Origin of the sequence: Streptomyces sp. MCA2, assembly GCF_023544705.1 — a bacterium.
GTDB lineage: Bacteria > Actinomycetota > Actinomycetes > Streptomycetales > Streptomycetaceae > Streptomyces > Streptomyces decoyicus.
This window is the reverse complement of the sequence record NZ_JAMJFM010000007.1, coordinates 82,759-103,215: the sequence shown is the minus strand read 5'-3', so window position 1 is coordinate 103,215 and position 20,457 is coordinate 82,759. Positions and strand designations below refer to the sequence as shown.

20 protein-coding genes are annotated in these 20,457 nt (G+C 71.0%); 12 read left to right on the top strand and 8 right to left on the bottom strand.

The genetic code is table 11. The features are described 5' to 3' along the window. The first annotated feature begins 90 nt into the window (after positions 1-90). Both M8I34_RS07935 and M8I34_RS07930 read left to right on the top strand, forming a co-directional pair. Complete coding sequence (locus tag M8I34_RS07935) at positions 91-732, top strand: IclR family transcriptional regulator (RefSeq protein ID WP_030077437.1); 642 nt, start codon at positions 91-93, stop codon at positions 730-732. A gap of 107 nt (positions 733-839) precedes the next feature. Continuing rightward, on the top strand, positions 840-1,619 hold the full coding sequence (locus M8I34_RS07930) for a S16 family serine protease (protein ID WP_250048541.1): 780 nt from the start codon (positions 840-842) through the stop codon (positions 1,617-1,619). A 75-nt stretch (positions 1,620-1,694) separates the two neighbouring features. On the opposite strand, the gene M8I34_RS07925 is transcribed toward M8I34_RS07930, so the two are convergent. From M8I34_RS07925 to M8I34_RS07905, 5 genes are read right to left on the bottom strand one after another with little or no spacing between them, the layout of a single operon-like run. Next, a complete protein-coding gene (locus M8I34_RS07925) occupies positions 1,695-2,708 on the bottom strand; it encodes a glycine betaine ABC transporter substrate-binding protein (protein WP_374210870.1) in 1,014 nt (337 codons plus the stop codon). Beyond that, positions 2,705-3,589, bottom strand: coding sequence for an ABC transporter permease (locus M8I34_RS07920; protein WP_250048540.1), 885 nt, complete (start codon positions 3,587-3,589; stop codon positions 2,705-2,707). Before M8I34_RS07920 ends, M8I34_RS07925 begins: the two co-directional genes overlap by 4 nt. Further along, positions 3,586-4,851, bottom strand: a complete 1,266-nt coding sequence (locus tag M8I34_RS07915) for a betaine/proline/choline family ABC transporter ATP-binding protein (RefSeq protein WP_244414577.1) — start codon at positions 4,849-4,851, stop codon at positions 3,586-3,588. Before M8I34_RS07915 ends, M8I34_RS07920 begins: the two co-directional genes overlap by 4 nt. Beyond that, positions 4,844-5,491, bottom strand: a complete 648-nt coding sequence (locus tag M8I34_RS07910; protein WP_030077433.1) for an ABC transporter permease — start codon at positions 5,489-5,491, stop codon at positions 4,844-4,846. The genes M8I34_RS07915 and M8I34_RS07910 overlap by 8 nt, the downstream gene beginning before the upstream one ends. A 13-nt stretch (positions 5,492-5,504) precedes the next feature. Then, positions 5,505-5,972: an Lrp/AsnC family transcriptional regulator gene (locus M8I34_RS07905; RefSeq protein WP_030986863.1), complete on the bottom strand. Its 468-nt coding sequence runs from the start codon at positions 5,970-5,972 to the stop codon at positions 5,505-5,507. 129 nt (positions 5,973-6,101) lie between these two features. On the opposite strand from M8I34_RS07905, the gene hppD reads away from it, so the two are divergent. The 8 genes from hppD to M8I34_RS07865 all read left to right on the top strand — a co-directional run bounded on the left by hppD (position 6,102) and on the right by M8I34_RS07865 (position 15,755). After that, positions 6,102-7,256 (top strand): 4-hydroxyphenylpyruvate dioxygenase, encoded by a 1,155-nt coding sequence (hppD, locus tag M8I34_RS07900; protein WP_374210869.1) that lies wholly within the window; start codon positions 6,102-6,104, stop codon positions 7,254-7,256. A gap of 80 nt (positions 7,257-7,336) precedes the next feature. After that, positions 7,337-8,701 carry an FAD-binding oxidoreductase gene (locus tag M8I34_RS07895; RefSeq protein WP_250048539.1) on the top strand — a complete coding sequence of 455 codons (1,365 nt, stop codon included), beginning with the start codon at positions 7,337-7,339 and terminating at the stop codon, positions 8,699-8,701. A 307-nt stretch (positions 8,702-9,008) separates the two neighbouring features. Then, positions 9,009-9,836: an FAD binding domain-containing protein gene (locus tag M8I34_RS07890; protein ID WP_250048538.1), complete on the top strand. Its 828-nt coding sequence runs from the start codon at positions 9,009-9,011 to the stop codon at positions 9,834-9,836. Beyond that, positions 9,833-12,559 (top strand): molybdopterin-dependent oxidoreductase, encoded by a 2,727-nt coding sequence (locus tag M8I34_RS07885; protein ID WP_250048537.1) that lies wholly within the window; start codon positions 9,833-9,835, stop codon positions 12,557-12,559. Before M8I34_RS07890 ends, M8I34_RS07885 begins: the two co-directional genes overlap by 4 nt. Further along, positions 12,556-13,527 (top strand): antibiotic biosynthesis monooxygenase, encoded by a 972-nt coding sequence (locus tag M8I34_RS07880; protein WP_250048536.1) that lies wholly within the window; start codon positions 12,556-12,558, stop codon positions 13,525-13,527. The genes M8I34_RS07885 and M8I34_RS07880 overlap by 4 nt, the downstream gene beginning before the upstream one ends. Positions 13,528-13,602: 75 nt before the next feature. Then, a complete protein-coding gene (locus M8I34_RS07875) occupies positions 13,603-13,926 on the top strand; it encodes a hypothetical protein (protein ID WP_244414582.1) in 324 nt (107 codons plus the stop codon). A gap of 9 nt (positions 13,927-13,935) precedes the next feature. Beyond that, positions 13,936-14,226 carry a ribosomal protein L7/L12 gene (locus M8I34_RS07870; RefSeq protein WP_244414583.1) on the top strand — a complete coding sequence of 97 codons (291 nt, stop codon included), beginning with the start codon at positions 13,936-13,938 and terminating at the stop codon, positions 14,224-14,226. 83 nt (positions 14,227-14,309) lie between these two features. Then, the gene (locus M8I34_RS07865; RefSeq protein ID WP_250048535.1) at positions 14,310-15,755 is read left to right on the top strand and encodes an NAD(P)/FAD-dependent oxidoreductase; all 1,446 of its coding nucleotides are present in this window, start codon (positions 14,310-14,312) and stop codon (positions 15,753-15,755) included. A 24-nt stretch (positions 15,756-15,779) separates the two neighbouring features. Here M8I34_RS07865 and M8I34_RS07860 read toward each other — a convergent pair whose 3' ends face one another. Beyond that, complete coding sequence (locus M8I34_RS07860) at positions 15,780-16,064, bottom strand: tetratricopeptide repeat protein (protein ID WP_250048606.1); 285 nt, start codon at positions 16,062-16,064, stop codon at positions 15,780-15,782. A 265-nt stretch (positions 16,065-16,329) separates the two neighbouring features. Beyond that, entirely contained in the window at positions 16,330-16,806 is a 477-nt protein-coding gene (locus tag M8I34_RS07855; RefSeq protein ID WP_250048534.1) for an SsgA family sporulation/cell division regulator, read from the bottom strand. Between the two features lie 237 nt (positions 16,807-17,043). On the opposite strand from M8I34_RS07855, the gene M8I34_RS07850 reads away from it, so the two are divergent. Then, positions 17,044-18,642, top strand: a complete 1,599-nt coding sequence (locus M8I34_RS07850; protein WP_250048533.1) for an RDD family protein — start codon at positions 17,044-17,046, stop codon at positions 18,640-18,642. Positions 18,643-18,892: 250 nt separating this feature from the next. Continuing rightward, complete coding sequence (locus M8I34_RS07845) at positions 18,893-19,684, top strand: RDD family protein (protein WP_250048532.1); 792 nt, start codon at positions 18,893-18,895, stop codon at positions 19,682-19,684. Between the two features lie 41 nt (positions 19,685-19,725). On the opposite strand, the gene M8I34_RS07840 is transcribed toward M8I34_RS07845, so the two are convergent. After that, positions 19,726-20,082 carry a hypothetical protein gene (locus tag M8I34_RS07840; protein WP_250048531.1) on the bottom strand — a complete coding sequence of 119 codons (357 nt, stop codon included), beginning with the start codon at positions 20,080-20,082 and terminating at the stop codon, positions 19,726-19,728. Positions 20,083-20,457: the final 375 nt, after the last annotated feature.

Sequence of the window (20,457 nt, the reverse complement as noted above, 5' to 3'; positions counted from 1 at the left end):
TGCCATGCGGCCGGCGGCCTCTAGCGCGCGCTGCTCCGGGACACTCGCAGCGCGTCGCGTCCGAGTGCCGCCACTCACCCAGGAGGCGTCGTGACCGCAGAGACCTCCCAGACCCTCGACCGAGGGCTGCGCGTCCTCAAACTGCTTGCCGACACCGACCACGGGCTGACCGTCACCGAGCTCTCCAACAAGCTCGGCGTCAACCGCACCGTGGTCTACCGTCTGCTGGCCACGCTGGAGCAGCACGCTCTGGTGCGCCGCGACATAGGCGGCCGGGCCCGGGTCGGTCTGGGCGTGCTGCGCCTGGGCCGTCAGGTGCATCCGCTGGTCAGAGAGGCCGCGCTGCCCGCGCTGCGGTCGCTCGCCGAGGACGTGGGGGCCACCGCGCACCTCACCCTCGTCGACGGCACGGAAGCGCTGGCCGTCGCCGTGGTGGAGCCGACCTGGACCGATTACCACGTGGCCTACCGGGCGGGGTTCCGTCATCCGCTGGACCGGGGCGCCGCCGGACGGGCGATCCTCAAGGCCCGGCAGGGCCGTACCCAGGACGCCGGACTCGCCCTGACACACGGGGAGTTGGAGGCCGGCGCGAGCGGTGCGGCGGCGCCGCTGCTCGGGGTGAGCGGTATCGAGGGGAGCGTGGGCGTGGTGATGCTCGCGGACACCGTCTCCGAGCGGATCGGACCGCGGGTGGTCGACGCGGCCCGGGAGGTGTCGGAGGCGCTGCGCTGAGGCCGTGGGTGCGGCCGGGGTCACGGGGTGTGAAGGGGCGGTGGCCGTGTCGTGAGGCCACAGCGCCTTGAGGCTCTGTTGGAGCGGGTGTCAATTAGGGTGGCGGAGTGTCCTCACGCACCCGCGCCCTGGCTTTCTGCGCCACCCTGGTTCTCGCCCTCCTCCTCGCCGCGGCGTTCGCCCCGCTGCCGTACTCGGTCGCCTATCCGGGCATGACGGCGAACGTCCTCGGCAAGGACAAGGGCAAGCCGGTGATCACCATCACCGGCGCCGGGACCCGCAAGACGAGCGGGCAGCTGCGGATGACCTCGATCGTCGCCACCGGCCCGGACGCCTCGGTCCATCTGCCGGACATCCTCAAGGGGTGGCTGAGCACGGACGAGGCCGTGATGCCGCGGGAGGCGGTCTACCCGGTGGGCGAGAACACCGAGGAGATCGCCGAGCACAACGCGAAGCAGATGGAGGAGTCCCAGGACACCGCCACCAGCGCCGCGCTCGGGCAGCTCGGCAAGTCCGCCAAGGACATCAAGGTGAAGCTGAGCCTCGCGGACGTGGGCGGGCCGAGCGCCGGGCTGATGTTCGCCCTCGGCATCGTCGACAAGCTGGACGGCGACGGTGCGGGCCACGACCTGACCGGTGGGCGCACCATCGCCGGTACGGGGACCATCACCGCCGGTGGCAAGGTCGGCGCGGTGGGCGGGGTCCCGCTGAAGACCCAGGCCGCGCACCGGGACGGCGCCTCGGTCTTCCTGGTCCCGCGCAAGGAGTGCACGGACGCGCGGGCGGAGCTGCCGAAGGGGATGCGGCTGGTCCCGGTCACGACGCTCGACGGTGCGGTGGACGCCCTGAAGGCCCTGCGCACCGGGGGCAAGGTTCCGCACTGCTGACCCCGGCGCTACCGCTTCTGTGGCACCACCGCTCGCGCGTCCCGCCGCTCCCGCCTGCGCCGGGCTGCCCGCGCCTCACCCCTCCTTGATGAACCCCTCCCGGATCAGCCAGTTCTTGGCGACCTCGTGCGGGTCCTCGCCGTCCACGTCGACCTTGCGGTTCAGCTCCTGGGCGACGGTGTTGTTGAGGGCCTTGGTGACCGGGGCCAGGACCTCGGCGATGGCCGGGTACTTCTTCAGGGCCTCGGCGTTGATCTCGGGGGCGACGTTGTAGTTGGGGAAGAAGTGCTTGTCGTCGGCCAGGACGTGCAGATGCATCGCCTTGATCCGGCCGTCGGTGGTGAAGACCTCGCCGAACGCACAGGTGCCCTTCTGCGTCTCGGTGTAGACGACGCCGCCGGTCATCTTGCGGACATTGGCCGACGGCACCTGCATGCCGTACGCCCGCGCCATGCCCGGCAGACCGTCGTTGCGGGTGGCGAACTCGTTCTCCACGCACATCGTGACCGCGCCCGGCTTCTTGTGGGACAGCGCCGCGACGTCCGAGAGGTCGCGCACCCCCAGCTTCTTCCAGTTCGCGGAGTTCAGCGCCAGCGCGTAGGTGTTGTTCAGCGTCGAGGCCGGCAGCCAGACGATGCCGTTCTTCCGGTCCTCGTCGCGGACCGCCTTCCACTGCTTCTGCGGATCGACGATCGGCTTGGTGTGGCCGAGGTAGGTGATCCAGCCGGTGCCGGTGTACTCGTACGCGGCGTCCGCCGTACCGGACTTGACGGCCTCGCGTGCGCCGATCGAGCCCTGGATGCTGGTCTTGTCGATGACCTTGGCGCCCGCCGCCTCGAAGACGATGCCCATCATCTGGCCGAGGACGATCTGCTCGGTGAACTCCTTCGAGGTCACGGTCAGCTGCGCCCCGGTGAGCGGCCGGCCCGGGTAGCCGGCCTTCGGCCCCGGCCGCACGTTGTCGGTCATCGCGCTGCCGCTGACCAGGCCGCAGGCGCCGAGCAGGGTGGCGAGCAGCACCACGAGGAAGCGGGCGCCCCGGCGTCTTCCGGGGCGGCGGCGCGGGTCCTGACGCGAAGGGTCCCTCATGTCGTCGCCTCCAGTCCGCGCGGCCGCAGCAGCAGTTCGGCCAGCGACGCCAGCCACTCGACCAGCAGGGCGAGCGCCACGGTGAGCACCGAACCGAGGATCAGTACGGGCATGCGCTGGGTGACGATGCCCGCCGAGATCAGGTCACCGAGGCCGCCGCCCCCGCCGAAGGTGGCCAGGGTCGCGGTGCCGACGTTCAGTACCAGCGCGGTGCGGACGCCGGCCAGGATCAGCGGTACGGCCAGCGGGAGTTCGACCTTGGTCAGCACGAGGGTGGGGGACATGCCGATGCCGCGGGCGGCCTCGGTCAGCGTCGGGTCGATGCCGCGCAGCCCGGCGATGGTGTTGGCGAGGACCGGCAGCACGGCGTAGATGACCATGCCGACGATCGCCGAACGGGCCCCGATGCCCAGCCAGATGACCAGCAGGATCAGCAGACCCAGGGCCGGGATGGCCTGCCCGAGGTTGGCGAAGGCCATGGCGACCGGGGTGGCCCGGCGCAGTTTGGAGCGGGTCAGCGCGATGCCCAGCGGGATCGCGATGATCAGTACGAAGAAGGTGGAGATCACGGTGAGCTGGATGTGCTGCCGCAGCGCGATCCACACCTTGCCGTTGTCCACCGCCTGGTGGGCGATGGAGTCCAGCCGGGCGCCGCGGAACCACAGCCAGGTGGCGAGCAGCGCGGCGACCAGAAAGACCGGCATGAAGGTCCACTTCTGCCAGCTGATCCGGCGCCGGGCGGACGGCGCCGACCGGGTGGGCGCCTCACCGGACGCCAGCTCCCGTTCCTCCATTTCGACGTCGTCACGGAAGGCCAGGGCCTCGTGGTCGCTCGGGCGCCGCCCGTCCCGGCGCGGGCTGCCCTCGCCGTGTGGGCTCATGCCTTGACCCCCTGGCCGCCGTCCGCGCCGTCCACGCCCTCCTGGGCCAGATGCGTCTGCCGGGCGCGCTGCTCCTGGAGCTGGTGCTGGTGCTCGACGGCTTCGAGGTGGTCCGCCTCCAGCAGCTCCTGCACGTTGTTCATCAGCGTCTCCATGTCGACCACGCCGATGTACTCGCCGCGCCGCCCGGTGACCGCGACCCGGCCCGCGCTGTCGGTGAGCACCGCCTCCAGCGCGTCGCGCAGTGTCGCGTCCCGGGACACGCTGTGCTGGACCGGGGCCCCGGCCCGCGCCAGCGATCCCTTGGCGCGGGACAGATCGCCCCGGCGCAGCCATTTGTACGGCCGGCCGTTGCGGTCCAGCAGCAGCAGTTCGTTGTGCGAGCCGGAGCGCATCAGCTCGAAGATGGACTCCAGCGGGTCGTCGATCCTGGCGGTGGGGAAGTCGACCACGCCCACGTCGCGTACGCGGGTGAGGTTCAGCCGCTTGAGCGCCGCCCCCGCGCCCACGAAGCCGGAGACGAAGTCGTCGGCGGGGTTGGTGAGGATGGCTTCGGGGGTGTCGAACTGGGCGATGTGCGAGCGCTCGCGGAGCACCGCGATGCGGTCGCCGAGCTTGATGGCCTCGTCGAAGTCGTGGGTGACGAAGCAGATGGTCTTGTGCAGCTCGTGCTGGAGCCGGATCAGCTCGTCCTGGAGGTGGTCGCGGGTGATCGGGTCGACGGCGCCGAACGGCTCGTCCATCAGCAGGACGGGCGGGTCGGCGGCGAGGGCGCGGGCGACGCCGACGCGCTGCTGCTGGCCGCCGGAGAGCTGGCGGGGATAGCGGCCGTGGAATTCGCCGGGGTCCAGGCCGACCAGGTCGAGCATCTCCTCGACCCGGTTCTTGATCTTCGACTTGGACCAGCCGATCATCTTCGGGACCAGCGCGATGTTCTGCGCGACCGTCATGTGCGGGAAGAGGCCGGAGGCCTGGATGGCGTAGCCGATCGTGCGGCGCAGCTTGACCGGGTCCATGTCGGTGACGTCCTCGTCGCCGATCCGGATCCGTCCGGAGGTCGGCTCGATCAGCCGGTTGATCATTTTCAGGGTGGTGGACTTGCCGCAGCCCGAGGGCCCCACGAGGATCACGATCTCGCCGGCCTTGATCTCCATGTCGACGTTGTCCACCGCGGGGACGGGGTTTCCCGGGTAGAGCTTCGTCAGGTTCTCCAGATGGATCCTCGCCCCGGTGGTGGCGGCGTTCTCTGGCGTCTCAGGCACGGATCCCCCTGGAGATGGTCAGGCGTCCGATCAGGACGTATGCGGCGTCGAAGAGAAGAGCGAGGATGGCGATCCCGACGGTGCCGGAGAGCACCTGGTTGAGGGAGTTGGCGCTGCCCAGCGAGGCGATCCCGCGGAAGATCTCGTTGCCCAGGCCGGGGCCGGAGGCGAAGGCGGCGATGGCGGCGATGCCCATCAGCATCTGGGTGGCGACCCGGATGCCGGTGAGGATGGGCGGCCAGGCCAGCGGGAGTTCGACGCGCAGGAGCTGGGAGGTGCGGGACATCCCGATGCCCCTGGCCGCGTCGACCAGGTCCGGGTCCACCCCGCGCAGCCCGACGATGGCGTTGCGGACCACCGGCAGCAGCCCGTACAGGGTCAGCGCGATCACCGTCGGGGGGACGCCCAGGCCGACGATCGGGATCAGCAGACCGATCAGGGCCAGTGAGGGGATGGTCAGAATGGTCGCGGTCGAGGTGGTGGCGAGATTGCCCGCCCATTCGCTGCGATAGGTCAGCACGCCGATCAGGACCCCCAGCACGGTGGCGAGCACCATGCACTGGAAGACCGCGCTGGCATGCTGATACGTATCCGTCAGCAGCTGGGCGTGCCGGGTGCCGACGTACTCCCAGAAGCTCACTCGGTCTCCTCGGTCAGTCTCCCGATGCCTGTTTCACCAGCGGGACAATCCGCAACGGAACCGGATTTTCCATGACGATTGCCGTCGATGCCCGCACGATGCCATCAAAGCCCACAACCCGGTCGATCACACGCTGTAGATCGGCGTTGGACCGGGCGACAAGCCTGCACAGCATGTCCCCATGTCCCGTCGTTGTATGCAGCTCCAACACCTCGGGAACGGTCGTCAAGTGGGCGCGTACGTCATTGCCTTGGCCCTGTTTGATCTCAAGTGTGGCGAAAGCGGTCACGGGATAGCCGAGTGCCGCCGGGTCCACATCCGGCCCGAAGCCCCGGATCACTCCATTCGACTGAAGCCGGTCGAGCCTGGCCTGGACCGTCCCGCGGGCCACCCCCAGCCGCCGGGACGCCTCCAGGACGCCGATCCGCGGCTCCTCGGCGAGCAGCTCCAGCAGGGCCCCGTCCAAATGATCGATCGCCATCGCTCGCACCGTCCCTTTTGATGGTCATCATGTACAGATAGCTCGGCGGCTGCGCCTTTTCGCTATGCATAATGCCCAGAAAATCCGCGAACTATTGCGCACCTTGTGGATCGGAGGGACTCTGCGACCATGGCAGACACCACGATGCACACCCAGCCCACCACCCCCGACACGGCTCGGCAGGCGGACCCCTTCCCGGTCAAGGGGATGGACGCGGTCGTCTTCGCCGTCGGGAATGCCAAGCAGGCCGCGCACTATTACTCGACCGCCTTCGGTATGCAGCGCGTCGCCTACTCCGGTCCGGAGAACGGCAGCCGCGAGACCGCGAGCTATGTGCTCGAATCCGGCGGCGCCCGGTTCGTGTTCACCTCGGTCATCAAGCCCAGTACCGAGTGGGGCCACTTCCTCGCCGACCATGTCGCGGCCCACGGCGACGGTGTCATCGACCTCGCCCTCGAGGTCCCGGACGCCCGCGCCGCCTACGAGCACGCCGTCGCCCACGGCGCCACCGGCCTGGAGAAGCCCTACGAGCTCACCGACGAGCACGGCACCCTCGTCCTGGCGGCCATCGCCACGTACGGCAAGACCCGGCACACCCTCGTCGAGCGCTCCCGTTACCACGGCCCCTACCTGCCCGGCTTCGTCGCCGCCGAGCCGCTGGTGGAGACCGGCCCGCGGCGCTTCCAGGCCATCGACCACTGCGTCGGCAACGTCGAACTCGGCAAGATGAACGAGTGGGTGGCCTTCTACAACAAGGTCATGGGCTTCACCAACATGAAGGAGTTCGTGGGCGACGACATCGCCACCGAATACAGCGCGCTGATGTCGAAGGTCGTCGCCGACGGCACGCTCAAGGTGAAGTTCCCGATCAACGAGCCCGCGATCGCGAAGAAGAAGTCGCAGATCGACGAGTACCTGGAGTTCTACGGCGGCCCCGGCGTCCAGCACATCGCGCTGGCCACCAACGACATCGTCGCCAGCGTCCGGGCGATGCGCGCCGCCGGCGTGGAGTTCCTGAACACCCCCGACTCCTACTACGACACCCTCGGTGAGTGGGCCGGTGAGACCCGGGTGCCCGTGGAGACGCTCCGTGAGCTGAAGATCCTGGTCGACCGCGACGAGGACGGCTATCTGCTCCAGATCTTCACCAAGCCGGTCCAGGACCGGCCGACCGTGTTCTTCGAGATGATCGAGCGGCACGGCTCCATGGGCTTCGGCAAGGGCAACTTCAAGGCCCTCTTCGAGGCGATCGAGCGGGAGCAGGAGCGCCGCGGCAACCTCTGACCGCGGACGGGCTGCGCGCTGGCCCCCTGTGGGCCGTACACGATCTTCCGTGTACGGCCCACGGATGCGAGGCTGAGGGTATGGACCTCATCGCACGGCTGCGCGCCGGACTCCCGGGTGAAGCGATCCTCACCGACCCCGACGTCACGGGCTCCTACGCCCATGACATGGCGAGCTTCTGCGAGGCCGGGACACCCGCCGTGGTCGTCCTGCCGCGCACCGTCGAACAGGTCCAGCACATCATGCGGACGGCCACGGAACTGCGGATTCCGGTCGTCCCCCAGGGCGCGCGCACGGGCCTGTCGGGTGCCGCCAACGCCTCCGACGGCTGCCTCGTGCTCTCCCTGGTCAAGATGGACCGGATCATCGAGATCAACCCCGTCGACCGGATCGCGGTCGTCGAACCCGGCGTCATCAACGCCGTCCTCTCCCGCGCGGTGAACGAACACGGCCTCTACTACCCGCCCGACCCCTCCAGTTGGGAGGAGTGCTCCATCGGCGGGAACATCGGCACCGCCTCCGGCGGCCTGTGCTGCGTCAAGTACGGCGTCACCGCCGAGTACGTCCTCGGCCTGGACGTCGTCCTCGCCGACGGGCGGCTGTTGACGACCGGCCGGCGTACCGCCAAGGGCGTCGCGGGCTACGACCTCACCCGGCTGTTCGTCGGCTCCGAGGGCAGCCTGGGCATCGTCGTACGCGCCGTCCTCGCCCTCAAGCCGGAGCCGCCGGGGCAGCTCGCGCTGGCCGCCGAGTTCCCCTCCACCGCGGCCGCCTGCGAGGCCGTCTGCGAGATCATGGCCCGCGGCCACGCCCCCTCGCTGCTGGAGCTGATGGACCGTACGAGCATCCGCGCCGTCAACGACATGGCGCAGATGGGCCTCCCGGACAGCACCGAGGCGCTGCTGCTGGCCGCCTTCGACACCCCCGATCCGGCCGCCGACCTCGCCGCCGTCGGGAAGCTGTGCACCGCGGCGGGCGCCACCGAGGTCGTGCCCGCCGAGACCGCCGCCGAGTCCGATCTGCTGCTCCAGGCCCGCAGGCTGACCCTGACCGCGCTGGAACGGGTCAAGTCCGCCACCATGATCGACGACGTCTGCGTCCCGCGCTCCCGGCTCGCCGAGATGCTCGACGGCACCGCCGCCATCGCCGAGAAGTACGGCCTGACCATCGGCGTCTGCGCGCACGCGGGCGACGGCAACACCCACCCCACCGTCTGCTTCGACGCGGCCGACCCCGACGAGTCCCGCCGGGCCCGCGAGTCCTTCGACGACATCATGGCGCTCGGCCTGCACCTGGGCGGCACCATCACCGGTGAGCACGGCGTCGGCGTCCTGAAGAAGGAGTGGCTGGCGCGCGAACTGGGGCCGGTGGGCGTGGAGTTGCAGCGCGGTATCAAGGACGTCTTCGATCCGCTGGGGATCCTCAACCCCGGAAAGCTGTTCTGAAGCACCCGGGCCCCGGGGCTGTTCCTTGCCGTGCGGCCGGACAGGTACTCGCGGGCATTTTACTCGTCGTGGCGAGCATGTGCCGAAAGGGGAATTCCCGCCGGGGTTCCGACGTGTTCCGGCGTGGTTCGGAACGTGGATCCGGCGTGGCGAGAGCGGACCTTTCCGCATACCCTGAACACGAATATCTGCGTCCGTCGGTCCTTCAGTGAGGAGTTCGGCCGCGGCGGTCATATACGGATTCCGTCGCTTGAGGTTGCGCCGTTCCCCGCGCGCACGATTTTCGTCGTGAGGGAGATCGATTCCCATGGACCTCAACACCATCACCGAAGTCGTCCGGCGACCGCCCGACCGGCCAGGCGCCCACTGGCGGGCGGGCGATGCCTGGCTCGCCGGCGGAACATGGCTGTTCTCCGTGGAGCAGCCGGACCTGCGCCGCCTGATCGACCTGACGGCGTTGCGCTGGGAGCCCCTCGTCCCGAGCGGAGCGGGCCTCGGAATCGGCGCCACGTGCACCATCAGCGAGCTGTATGCCTGTGCGCTGCCGGACGAGTGGATCGCGGGCCGCCTCTTCGCGAAATGCTGCGAGGCGTTCCTGTCCTCGTTCAAAGTCTGGAGTTCGGCGACCGTCGGCGGCAATATCTGTATGTCCTTGCCGGCCGGCCCCATGATTACGCTGACGGTCGCGCTCGAAGCACGGTACGAGCTGTGGGCTGCTGACGGTTCCGCGCGCACCGTCGATGCTCTCGCCTTTGTGACCGGCGACCATCAGAACATTCTCGCCCCCGGGGAAATCCTGCGGCGCATCGATATTCCGGCGCACGCCCTGCGAAAACGCACCGCGCACCGCCGCTTCTCGCTGACCCGCCTCGGCCGTTCGACGGTATTCCTCATCGGTACGCAATCGCCGGGAACGAGCGACCTGCTGCTCACCGTCACCGCCGGCACCACACGGCCGGTGCGCATGACCTTCGACGCCATGCCCGATGCCCGGACGCTGGAGCAGAGCATCGACGCCCTCCCGGCCGACGTCTGGTTCGCCGATCCCAACGGAACCATCGGCCACCGCCGCCACCTCACACGGCACTTCGCCGAAGAGATCCGTCGCGAACTCATGGCCGGGGGCCCGGCATGACCTACCTCGTGAACGGCCGGAGATTCGACGACGAACCGGACCCCGGTCAGTGCCTGCGCACGTTCCTCCGTGCGCTCGGCCACCACGGCGTCAAAAAGGGCTGCGACGCGGGCGATTGCGGCGCCTGCACGGTGTGGCTGGACGGCAGCCCGGTCCACAGCTGCATCACCCCCGCCTTCCGTGCGGACGGCCATGAGGTGACGACGATCGAAGGGCTCGGGTCCCCCGGGAACCTGCATCCGGTGCAGCGGCAGTTCCGTGACGCCCCGGGATTCCAGTGCGGTTTCTGCACCGCAGGGATGATCATGACGTCGGCAACGCTCACCGAGGCCCAGAAGGCGGACCTGCCACGGGCGTTGAAGGGAAACCTCTGCCGCTGCACCGGCTACCGAGCGATCGAGGATGCCGTGAAAGGCGTCGCCGGTGTGGCACGGGCCGCGCCGGGAAAGGCCGTCGGGACGAGCGTCGGTGCGCCGGCGGCCGAGGACGTGGTGACCGGCCGCGCCGAGTTCACGATGGACACGCACCTCGACGGCATGCTGCACCTCAAGGTGCTGCACTCACCCCACGCGCACGCCCGGATCGTCTCGATCGACAAGTCCGCCGCACTCGCGGTTCCCGGCGTGCGGCGCGTCTACACCTGGGAGGACGTGCCGCGCAGGCGCTTCACCACGGCGATCCACACCGACCATCTCGTGGACCCGGACGACACCTACCTCCTCGACCACACCGTCCGCTTCGTCGGCCAGCGCGTCGTCGCGGTCCTGGCCGACTCCGTCGGGGCGGCGGAAGAGGGCTGCCGGCAGGTCGTCGTGGAATACGAGGTGCTGCCGGCGGTCTTCGACCCCGAAGAGGCCATGGCCGAGGGGGCGCCGCAACTGCACGGCGCGGTGGACCCCTTCGTCCTCGACCCCGTCCACAACATCCTGGTGGAGATTCATTCGCAGATCGGTGATGTCGACGCGGGGTTCGCCGAGGCCGATGTGATCCACGAAGGCACGTACTTCTCCCCACGGGTGCAGCATGCGCATCTGGAGACCCACGGCTCGATCGCCTGGATGGACAACGGCCGCCTGAACGTCCGCACCAGTTCGCAGTCGCCGTCGATCGCGAAGGTGAAACTGGCCCATCTGTTCGCGCTGCGCCCGGACCGGCTCCGGGTGTTCTGCCAACGCGTGGGCGGCGGCTTCGGCGGCAAACAGGAGGTGATCTCGGAGGATCTGGCCGCGCTCGCCGCCCTGGACACCGGGCGCCCGGTCTCCTTCGAGTACACCCGGGAGGAGGAGTTCACCACCGCTTCGCCACGGCATCCGATGACGCTGACGGTCAAGCTCGGCGCGAAGGCGGACGGCACGCTCACGGCGCTCCAGGTCCGCAACGTGTCGAACACCGGCGCCTACGGCAACCACGCCGGCGAAACGCTGTACGCGGGCGGCGCCGCCGTCATGATCTACCGCTGCCCCCACAAGAAGTACGACGCGTTCTCCGTCTACACCAACACCGTGCCGAGCGGGGCCCTGCGCGGTTACGGGATGACGCAGCCGGCGTTCGCCGTGGAGTCGGCGATGGACGAACTCGCCCGCGCCCTGCACATGGATCCGCTCGCACTGCGACGGCGCAACATCGTGCGACCGGGCGAGCCGCTCCTCGCCATGCAGGAGGGCCCCGACGACGTGGTGTTCACCGAGGACGGCCTCGCGAAGTGCATCGACCTGGTGGACGCGGCCCTGGCCCGTACCGCCGAGGAGCCGCCGCCCGGCCCCGGGTGGCTCGTCGGGGCCGGTGTCGCGAGTTCCCTGCACGAGACCGCCCCGCCGACCGAACACCTCTCCGAGGCCTGGGTCACGCTGGGCGACGACCTCGTCTACGAGGTGGCCGTCGGCACCGTCGAGTTCGGCGAGGGCACGTCGACCGCGCATGTCCAGATCGCGGCCCACCAGTTGGGGACGACGCCGTCGCGGATCCGTCTGGTGCAGTCCGACACCGACCGCACGGGGTTCGACACCGGCGCCTTCGCGAGCGCGGGCCTGTTCGTGGCGGGCAACGCGGTACTCCGCGCGGCCGATGCCGTGCGCGACCGCATCCTGGAATTCGCCGCCGCGTACACGGGCGAGCATCTGGTGATGTGCTCGATGGACGACGAGAGCGTCCGCTGCGGTGACCGGCGGGTGCCGTTGGCGGAGCTCGTCGCCGCCGCCCGCGCGCGCGGAATCCGGTTCACCGCCGCCCGCAAGGCCCACGGCTCACCGCGCAGCGTCACCTCCAACACGCAGGGTTTCCGCATCGCCGTCCATCCGGTGACGGGCGAGATCCGCATCCTGCACAGCGTCCAGGCGACCGACGCCGCCGTCATCATCAACCCCGCGCAGGTCCGGGGACAGGTGGAAGGCGGGGTCGCCCAGGGCATCGGCTTCGCCCTGACCGAGAACCACCATGTCGACGCGAACGGTGCCATGGCCAACCCGAACTTCCGCAACTACCGCATCCCCGCCTACGCCGACATCCCCCGCACCGAGGTGCTGCTGGTGGACTCGGCGGATTCCCTCGGGCCCCTGCGCTCGAAGGGGATCGCGGAATGCTGCATCAACCCGGTGGCCCCCGCGCTGGCGAACGCGCTCCATGACGCCACGGGCGTCCGCCACCGCGCGCTGCCCCTGACACCGGAACGCATCTACCGACGGCTCGGCGACAGCGCGTCGGTGACGACAAGGCGGCGCACATGACCACCGAGAAGCCGCACGGCGCCGAGGCGACGGTCATCATCGGCCAGAAGGTCCGGCCCGGAAGGGAGCGGGAATTCGAGGCGTGGCAGGAGGGCGTCAACGCCGCTGCCGCCGACTACGCCGGTTTTCTCGGCGCCGAGATCTCCCCGCCGACGTCGCTGCAAACCGACTGGGTGGCCGTCTACCGGTTCGACTCGATCGCCCATCTGCAAGCGTGGATCAACAGCACCACCCGGCAGAGCTTCCTCGACCGTGGCCGCGAGTATCTCGACGGTCCGGCAACCCAGCAGGTCGTCAGCGGCGGCATACGGCCACCGGACCCGCTGGTGACCGTCGTGGTGACCCACCGCGTCCACCCGGACCACGTCGACGCCTTTCTCGCCTGGCAGCGCCGTATGGACCAGAAGGAGAGCGCCTTCGAGGGCTTTCGCGGAACCGAACTGTTCCGCCCGGTCGAGGGGCTCCAGGACGAATGGACCACGCTGTACCGCTTCGACAGCGCCGAGCACCTCGATGCCTGGCTGACGTCGGCGGAGCGGCAGGAAGCGCTCGCCGAGGGCGAGAAGTTCCACGACTTCCGCATGCGCACGATCGACAACTCGTTCGGCAGCTGGTTCGCCTTCGAGGAGAACGGCAAGGAAGCGCCGCCGCCCTCGGAGACCAAGACCTCCGTCGCGGTCTGGGTCGGCCTGTACCCGACCGTGGTGCTGCTGACGCTCGCGCTGTCGCCGCTGAAGATGCCGCTCTGGCTCGGGCTGCTCGTGGGCAACCTGCTGTCGAGCTTCATCATGAGCTTCGTGACGATGCCCTTCTACGTGAACCCGCTGCTCAGACGGTGGCTGCGGCCGCGCCCCGACGCACCGGCGAGGAAGACCCACCTCGTCGGCCTCGGCACCGTCGCCGCGGTGATGGTGTTCTGGGCCGTGGTCTTCTACCTCGTGACGACGCAGCTCTTGCATCTGCCCTGACCCGGCGCCCCCGGACGCCCCCGCACGGGCCACGACCGGATGTACACGGCACGGGAAGAACGGTTGACTGCCCCTATGACGATCAATGATCCGCACAGACCCGGCGAGGGCATGGTCACCTTCCGCGTGAGCGGCCAGGGTGTCGACGAGCTCAGCTACGCCGTGCAGGCGCCGGGCGACTCCGGCGGCGAAGAGCAGGTGCTCCGGCCCGAGTTGCCGTGGTTCGTGGTGACCGACGCGCGGGGCGTGGGCGCCATGCCGATGCTCACCCTCACCCTCGAAGGGCCCGACGCCCACGCGGAGTGCGAGATCCTCACCGACGGCGCACCGGCCGTCCGCGGCACCGTCCACGGCCCCGCGGCGACCGCCGTGTTCATGGCACGCGCCGCCGCCTCATAGAGTTCCGCCATGGACTCCTTTCTCCCCGGAATAGCCCTCCTCGTCATCTCCATCGCCCTCGTGGCCTCCACCACCGACCGCCGCTCCAAGGCGGTCGACCGCCGGCTCCAGCGGCTGGAGCGCAAAGTGGACCTGCTGCTGGCCCATGCGGGTGTCGCCGAGCCCGAGGACCCCAAGATGGCCGAGATCGACGACCTGCTCGCCCAGGGCAAGAAGATCCAGGCCATCAAGGTGCACCGCGAGGTGACCGGTTCCGACCTCGTCGAGGCCAAGGAAGCGGTCGAACGCCGGATGCGCTGACGGGCCGTTGGGCAGAGGATGGCCAGAAGGCCCCCGCCGGGCCCCACCTGGCCACCTCATGCCCACCCAGGAAGCGAGAGCCGATGGCAGCGACCGAAGCGACCAAAGCCGCTGATGAGGCGTATGACGTCATCGTGCTGGGAGCCGGGCCGACCGGTGAGAACGTCGCCGACCGGGCGCATGCCGCGGGGCTGAGCGCGGTGCTCGTGGAGAGCGAACTGGTCGGCGGCGAATGCTCCTACTGGGCGTGTATGCCCAGCAAGGCCCTGCTGCGCCCGGTCACCGCCCGTGCCGAGGCGCGCCGGGTCCCCGGCCTCAAGGACACCGCGGACGTGCCCCTGGACGTGCCCGCGGTGCTCGCCCACCGTGACGAGTTCACGTCCTACTGGAAGGACGACGGACAGGTCCGCTGGCTGGACTCGGCCGGCATCGACCTGGTCCGCGGCCACGGCCGGCTGGCCGGGCCGCGGCGCGTGGTCGTCGACGGCGAACGGGTGCTCACGGCACGCCATGCGGTCGCGGTGTGCACCGGCAGCCGCGCGGTGGTGCCCCCCGTCCCCGGGCTCGCCGAGGCCAGGCCCTGGACCAGCCGCGACGCCACCAGCGCCAAGGCCGTACCGGGCCGCCTGGTGGTGGTCGGCGGCGGCGTGGTGGGCGTCGAGATGGCCACCGCCTGGCGGGCCCTGGGCTCCTCCGTGACGCTGCTGGTGCGCGGCGACGGGCTGCTGCCCCGTATGGAGCCGTTCGCCGGCCACCTCGTCACGGAGTCGCTCGCCGAGGCCGGTGTCTTCCTGCGGACCGGTGTCGAGGTGCGCGAGGTACGCCGGGAAGCCCCCGGCGGCCCGGTCACCGTCCTGCTGGACTCCGGGGACGAGATCATCGCCGATGAAATCCTGATCGCCACCGGCCGGGCCCCGCGCACCGACGACGTGGGCCTGGAGACGGTCGGCCTGACCCCCGGCTCCTGGCTGGACGTCGACGACAGCCTCCGGGTGACGGGGGTGACCGGCGGCTGGCTCTACGGCGTCGGCGACGTCAACCACCGCGCGCTCCTGACCCATCAGGGCAAATACCAGGCCAGGATCGCCGGTGCCGCGATGTCCGCACGCGCCCGGGGCGTCCCGATCCTGGAGTCCGACCGCTGGGGCGCGCACGCCGCCACCGCAGACCGCCTCGCCGTCCCGCAGGTCGTCTTCACCGACCCCGAAGTCGCCTCGGTGGGCCTGACGGCAGCCGCGGCGGAGCAGGCCGGCTACCGCCTCCAGGTGATCGACCAGGACGTGGCGGCCGTGGCCGGGGCCTCCCTGTACGCGGACGGCTACCGCGGCCGGGCCCGGATGGTCGTCGACCTGGACCGTGAGGTGGTGCTCGGCGCCACCTTCGTCGGCTCCGGCGTCGGCGAGCTGCTGCACTCCGCGACCGTCGCGGTGGCCGGCGAGGTCCCCATCGAGCGGCTGTGGCACGCGGTGCCCTCCTACCCGACGATCAGCGAGGTGTGGCTGCGACTGCTGGAGGCGTACCGCGGCTGACGCGGCGCGCCCGCCCCCTCGCGGTCAGGCGCCGTCCGCGCCCAGGGCCGCGGCGATCCGCAGCTGCCCGGCGGCCTCGCCGTCACGCCCCTGGCGCTCCAGGGTGCGGCCGAGCATCAGCCGGGCGTACTCCTCGACCGGATCGCGCTCCAGGACGGCGCGCAACTCGGCTTCGGCGCGCCCCAGTTGGGCGGAGTGGTAGTAGGCGCGGGCGAGCAGCAGCCGCGGGGCGACCGGCTGCGGGTCCTCGTCCACCAGCCCGCGCAGGATCCGGGCCGCGGCGGTGAAGTCCTTCGCCTCGAAGAACAGCTGGGCCCGCGCCCAGCGGTCGGCGGCGACGCCGTGCTCGTAATAGCCCTCGTCGTACGGCGTCGAGCCGGTGTCGTACGCCGTGACACCGGTGCCGTACGCCGTGAAGCCGGTGTCCTGGCCCGTCGGTGCGCGGTAGCTCTCGGTCATACCGGGCCCAACAGTGCGGACCGGTGGAACATTCCACCGGCCCGGCCGGCGCAGCGCGGTGCGGCACCGGCCTCCCCGTCGCGGTCCGTCCCCCTGGCGGCCCGGTACGCCACCCCTACGCCCCGGGCTCGGGGGACTCCTCGGAGGGCAGGGCGCCGCCCGGCCGCAGCTCGTCCGACGACGCCATGGCGAGCAGCTCGCTCAGCCCTTCGTCGAGGCCCAGATGCGCCTGCTCGGACCCCGGCGGGACCACCCGCAGGGTGCGCTCCAGCCAGGCGGAGACCGCCGGGGCCGGTGCCTCCAGCAGCGCCCGGCCGTCCGGCGAGTCGAGCTCGACGCAGACCAGGCTGCGGCCGTCGAACTTGGTCGGCCACACCCGCACATCACCGTCGCCGCACGGCCGGAAGACCCCCTCGACGAGCAGTTCGCGGGCGAAGGTCCAGTCGACCGGGGAGTCCGAACCGATATGAAAGGTGACATGGACGGCGTACGGGTCGTCCGTCCGGTACGTCAGCCGGGCCGGCACCGGAACGCTCTGCTCCGGCGATACAACCAGGCCCAGCTCCAGCTCTCGTTCCACCACGGTGTGCATCAGGTCCGCCTCTCATCGCTCCCCGCGGACACCCGGTACCGGGCCCGCACAGAGGAAGAGGCGCCGGACGCCGGACCATTACACGACTTCGTACAACTTTTTTCCCGGGCCTCTTCCAGGTGGTCGTGGGCGGGCATGAGCCCCGATGCGACCCGGGGTCTGATAGATGTGGACGCCGCGTTGCGGCAGACTGCACCCCACACCCACCAGGCCGAGTACAGATACGGGACTTCGGACATGAGCGCCCCTACCTCAGGATCCGCCGGCGGTAGCCCCACGCCAGGCTTCTACCCGGACCCGTCCATCCCCGGCTACATCCGGTACTGGAACGGTGCCGCATGGGTGCCGGGTACCAGCCGGCCCGCCCCCGCCGAGGGCGAGGCGATGCCCGCCCCGCCGCCCGGCGTGGCCCCCTCCCCCGAGCTCTCGGCTCCGCTCGAGCAGGGGGGACCCCCATCCGCCGTCGAGGAGACCGGCCCGGTCTTCTTCGACGAGGAGGAGGCGGCCGGCGGTTCCGCGGTGCCGGCCGTACGCCGCGGCGGCGAGGTCGAGGCCCGGCCCGCCCTCGGCTGGGACGACCCGGCCCGGCTGCACGGCAACGGCCCCGAACCGGCCGCCGCCTGGCAGGCCGACGCCTCCCGGCAGGGCGGCTACGGCGGCGAGAACGACCGCCGGATCTCCTGGGGCTCACCGGACCAGGCGCCCGCCGGCACGCCGTCGGGCGGCGCTTCGTGGGGCACGGTGCCGCCGCAGCGCGAGCAGCAGGGCGGTGCCGAGGCCCCGGCCGGCGAGACGCCCGGTGCGTCCGCGCCCGCCGCGCGCCCCGAGGGCCCGTCCGACGGGACGGTCGCCATCCGGGCCGTGAACCCGGCCGCGCGCCGCGGCGCGAACTCCGGCGACCAGGGCACCACCGCGATCCGTGCGGTACGCCCCGACGCCGGCAAGCCCGCCAAGGGCGGCGAGACGATGGCGATCCGCGTCGCGGGCGCGGGCCGCGGCCCGTCCGCCGCGCCCGGTGACGGCTCCCCGCAGTCGCTGCCGTCCGTCGGCGAACCGCAGCAGGGCCACCCGGCCCCGCAGAGCCCCGCCCCGCAGCAGAGCACGGGCCCGGCGGCCCGGAACCAGGCCCCGCAGAACCCGGCCCCGCACAGTCCCGCACCGCGCCCCGCCGCGCAGAGCCCGGTGCAGCAGCCCCCCGCCCAGCAGGCGGCCGCGCCCTCGGCGGGCTTCCCGCCGCAGGGCGGTGCCGCACCGGCCGGGACCGGCGCGCAGGGCGCCGACCCCGACGGCGTCATCCCCTGGAAGCCGCCGGCCGCCGCCGACCCCTTCTCGGCGCTGGCGGAGGCCGCGCAGGGCCATCCGGCCGGCCTCGGCCGCAGGCTGGCGGCCCGGCTGATCGACACCCTGGTGCTGGGCGCGCTCACGGCGGCGGTCGCCGTCCCCATGTGGGGCACGGTCACCGACCACCTCGACGCCAAGGTCGAGGCGGCCAAGCAGTCCGGACGCCAGGTGACGGTCTATCTGATCGACGGCACCACCATCCCGGTCTTCGCCACGATCCTGGCCGTCCTGCTGATCGGCGGTGCGCTCTACGAGGCGCTGCCGACCCTCAAGTGGGGCCGCACCCTGGGCAAGAAGCTGTGCGGCGTACGGGTCCTGGACATCGAGAGCCATGACACCCCGACCCTCGGCGCCGCGCTCAAGCGCTGGTTCGTCTACTGCGTGCTCGGCGTGCTCGTCGTCGGCGTGCTGAACGTCGTCTGGTGCCTGTTCGACCAGCCGTGGCGCCAGTGCTGGCACGACAAGCTGGCGCGGACGTTCGTCGCCTCCGGCTGAGGCCGTCCGCCGGGCCGTTCGCCCGGCCTGTCCTCCGCCCGGCCGCCGCGGTGGCCGGGCGCCGCCGCGGCGCACCGCGGTCGCAGGGCCGGTCGTCAAAGCCCCGTCGTCCGGCCGTAGGGCGGGCCTCGCGGCGTCCGGTGCATGGGCGGCAGGCGGGACTTCGAAGACGGGCCCCGGGGAGCGGCCTCCTTCCCCCGAACGGACTTCGCCGGATGCGGCGGGCCGCGACAAGGGGTCGACTCGGGCCATGAGTACCGACCAGCCCCCCGGTGAGCCGCCGGAGAACGACCCGTTCCTGAAGAAGCCGCAGGAGCCCCCGGCGGGCGGCGCTCCCCGTAACAGTTCTCCCCGTGAGAACGGCGCCCCTCGCAACCACGCGCCGCGCGGCAACGGTGCGGGCGCGGGCGGTACGGGCGCTGGTGAGGGCGGTACGCCACCCCCGGGAGGCCCGCCGCCCCCGCCGCCCGGTGGCACCCCGCCGCCCTATGCGGGCGACCCCTACGGCAGCGGCCCGTATGCCGGCGACCCCTACGGCGGACAACCCGGGCCGGCCGACCCGCTGGCCGGGATGCCGCCGCTGGCGAACCGCGGCCGCCGCCTCGTGGCGCGCATCATCGACGCGATCATCATCGGGGTACCGGTGTCCGTGATCATGACGCTGATCGTCGGTGGTGTGGACTACTTCAGTACCGACAGCGTGGAGGCCGGTAGGCAGTCGACGGTATCGGGCGTCACCATGCTGGCGTATCTCATCTACGACGGGCTGATGATCTCCAGCCGCGGCCAGACCCTCGGCAAGATGGCGATGAAGATCCGGGTCGCGATGCTCTCGAACGGCTCGACCCCGACCGCCCAGGCGAGCTGGATCCGGGCCGCGGTCTATACGCTGCCGGAGATCGTGCCGTGCTGCGGCTTCATCTTCTGGCTGGTCAACGTCCTGTGGTGTACCTGGGACCAGCCGTATCACCAGTGTCTGCACGACAAGGCGGCGAAGACCGTGGTGGTGTCCACGGAGACGGATGGCGCCCGCTCGGCGTGAGCGCCCCCTCGGCGTGAGTGCCCCTCAGCGTGAGTGCCCGCTCAGCGTGAGTGCTCGCCGACCCGGGCGTCCGTGGTGGCGGCCGGGGCGGTGAAGCTTCCCCAGCGGGTGCGGGGAGGTCCCGCCACGGGCCGGACGGGCTCGGGCGACGTCGGTACGGACCTCAAGGGGGCGGGCGCGGCGGGTGATTCGTCCCGTACGAGACGCCGGCGGACCGCCTGCGGCACCCCGGGCATCGGGACCGTCATGGCCACCAGCAGCCCGAGCCCGAGCCCGGCGATGGCGATGACCGCGACCCCGACCCCGGTCTGCGTCTGCGAGAGCAGCAGCATCGCGAGGGTGGAGAGAAAGACGGTGGCCGAACCGTAGGCGAGCTGTGCGGCAGTCGGACGAGGCATGGCGGAATCCGTCCTCGGAGGGTCGGCAGGGGGGTGTCGGTCAAGGGCGCGCCATCAAACGAGCCTACGGTCCTTTTTGCCCGGGCGGAACGCCAAGTAAGCGTGACCTAACCCACGGTTCCGGTGCACAGGGGGCGCACCGCGCGGCCGTGTCTACGCATGCCCGGCGCCGTCATGGCTGTTGGGGGCGGGGGCGCATGCCCGTCGGGCATATACACCGGGTCCCTGCCCGCCGCGGTGACGCCCGGAGCGCTGCTGCCGCGCGGCGTCCGATACCCGTAACTCGCGGACCGAGAAACGTACTTCGCTGACGTGCCCAAGTCAAGATCTGTCTTTTTCCCCGTACTTCCGGTCGAATGCCGTCGAACAGTGACC